At 62.1% G+C, this 2,501-nt stretch carries 2 protein-coding genes and 1 pseudogene; all 3 read left to right on the forward strand.

Going from position 1 to position 2,501, the window contains the following annotated elements; genetic code table 11:
* A pseudogene (locus AC1DS5_RS24885) lies at positions 1 to 270 on the forward strand (chemotaxis protein); the annotation flags it as partial.
* A gap of 193 nt (positions 271 to 463) precedes the next feature.
* Positions 464 to 844, forward strand: a complete 381-nt coding sequence (locus tag AC1DS5_RS24890) for a hypothetical protein (protein ID WP_477720919.1) — start codon at positions 464 to 466, stop codon at positions 842 to 844.
* 10 nt (positions 845 to 854) lie between these two features.
* Positions 855 to 2,501: methyl-accepting chemotaxis protein (locus tag AC1DS5_RS24895; RefSeq protein WP_477720920.1), on the forward strand; the 1,647-nt coding region annotated here is incomplete at its 3' end.

A 2,501-nucleotide genomic window follows, 5' to 3' on the forward strand; every position in this document is an offset into this window, starting at 1 on the left:
GAGGCGGGGAGCCGGCAGAGTGAAATGGCGGGCGAATCGATCCAGGCGCTGGCGGGCAACGTGACGGAGGCGGCGCAGGCGGCCACGCAGATTGCGGCGTCGAGCCAGCAGCAGCTGGTGGGCGTTGACCAGGTGGCGGGCGCGATGGAGAGCATCAAGCAGGCGAGCACGCAGAACGTGGCGAGCGCCAGGCAGCTGGAGGTTGCGGCGCGCAACCTGGACGAACTCGGCCAGCGGCTCAAGCAGATGACCAAGCGCTACAAGGTGTGAGCGCGCAAGAGGAATCCCATGCAAAAGGACGCTGTTGGTTATAGAAATGCACTGTCGGGACGAAATGCGCCGAGAGCGCTGCGTACAAACTGCACCAGTTGGGTCAAAAGCTCCAGCGGCTAGCGTAGCGGTAAAGACTGGAGAGAGATGCGGCACGTAGGAGACGGCTTGATTTCCAAATGACATAAATGACATGAATGACATAACAGGGAGCTATGCAATGACTGAGGGCCCAGGAACATCTTTCAGCAAGAAGCCCTTGCATTACGCGATGGCAAGCGTGCTTGTGTTGGCAGTCCACGCCGGGCGGTTCTGCAATGACAGCCCGGATGCCGCGAGTCAATTGGCTGCCGAGGCCTTGAAGATGAATGTGGCGGATTTGAAGGCGCTATGGCCGCAATACCGGTTCAATCTCACGCTCGATCAAAGCCTGCTGCTGGCGTTGGAGGACGAGTCGCGCTGGGCGATCAGGAACAAGCTGATAGACGGGGCCGACATGCCCAATTACTTGAATCACGTTGCCCTCGACGCATTGAAGGCAGTGTCGTCGGCGGCAGTGACGATCATTCATTGAGGACGCCAGAATGAAGATTTCAACCAGACTCAGTCTTGCCGGAATATTCTCCATTGGAGTCGTTGCGGTCATCGGCGCCGTGCTGCTGTCGGCAACGCAGCAGATGAGGCAAGAGCTCACCAAGAACGAGACGGCCGGCGAAATTCTCAATGCGGCCACCTCCGTCAGATACCTCACGCTGGAGTATGTGGCGGGTCATGAGGATCGCGTGCGTGCCCAATGGGAACTGAGGCAGGCATCGCTGTCGAAGCTGCTCACGAGCTCAGTGGAATTCACCGGCAAGGAGGAAGCCGCCATCATTGACGACCTCCGTCACACACATCAAGGCGTTCACGCCCTGTTCACCGAGCTCGTCACGAACCAGCAAAACAAGGAGCCCGAAAAGGGGAAAGGCACGATACTCAAGGATCTGGAGAGCCGGTTGACCGGCCAGATCATGAACAAGGCGCAGGCCATGATTTCCGGCGCGCTCAGTCTCTCCGACCGAAGCCGGATGGGGGTCCTGGATGCGCAGCACCGGACAAGCGTCGCGGTAGTGACGTTCGGCGGCATCGTGGTGTTTGTCATCGCGGCCACGCTGTTTCTAGCGCTTGGAAGCATAACCCGGCCGCTTGAGAAGCTGCGCGAAGGCATAGCAATCGTCGGTGCAGGCAACCTGGATCACCGGCTCGCCATCACTGCGAAGGACGAGATCGGGAGTCTGTCGCGCGCATTCGACGAGATGACGGAAAAGCTGAAGGCAACAACTGTATCGCGTGACGAACTGGGGCAGGGCAACGCAGTCTTGCAGGCCGAGGTCACCGAGCGCAAGCGGGTGGAAGAGAACCTTCGCCTGCTGATGCAGGAAACACAGGAAGTAGTGAATGTGCTTTCCTCTTTCTCCAGCGAAATTGTTGCCTCGACCACCCAGCTCGCCGCCAGCGCCAGCCAGTCGGCCGCGGCGGTGAGCGAGACCACCACCACGGTGGAGGAGGTTCGGCAAACGGCGCAGGTGGCCACCCAGAAGGCCAAGCTGGTGTCCGACAGTGCGCAGAAGGCGGCACAGAGCTCCCAGAACGGGCGCAAGTCCACCGAGGATGTGGGGGCCGGCATGACCCGGATCCGCCAGCAGATGGAAGCAATTGCCGCCAGCATGACGCGGCTGTCCGAGCAGAGTCAGGCCATCGGCCGGATCATGGCGAGCGTGGAAGACCTGGCCGCCCAGTCCAACCTGCTGGCCGTCAACGCAGCCATCGAGGCGGCCAGGGCGGGCGAGCACGGCAAGGGCTTTGGCGTGGTGGCGCAGGAAGTCAAGAGCCTGGCGGAGCAGTCGCGCCAGGCGACCAACCAGGTGCGCACCATCCTGGGCGACATCCAGAAAGCGACGATCGCGGCGGTGCTGGCGACGGAGCAGGGCAGCAAGGCGGTGGAGGCGGGGAGCCGGCAGAGTGAAATGGCGGGCGAATCGATCCAGGCGCTGGCGGGCAACGTGACGGAGGCGGCGCAGGCGGCCACGCAGATTGCGGCGTCGAGCCAGCAGCAGCTGGTGGGCGTTGACCAGGTGGCGGGCGCGATGGAGAGCATCAAGCAGGCGAGCACGCAGAACGTGGCGAGCGCCAGGCAGCTGGAGGTTGCGGCGCGCAACCTGGACGAACTCGGCCAGCGGCTCAAGCAGATG

The organism is Polaromonas sp. P4_H1 (assembly GCF_056400945.1).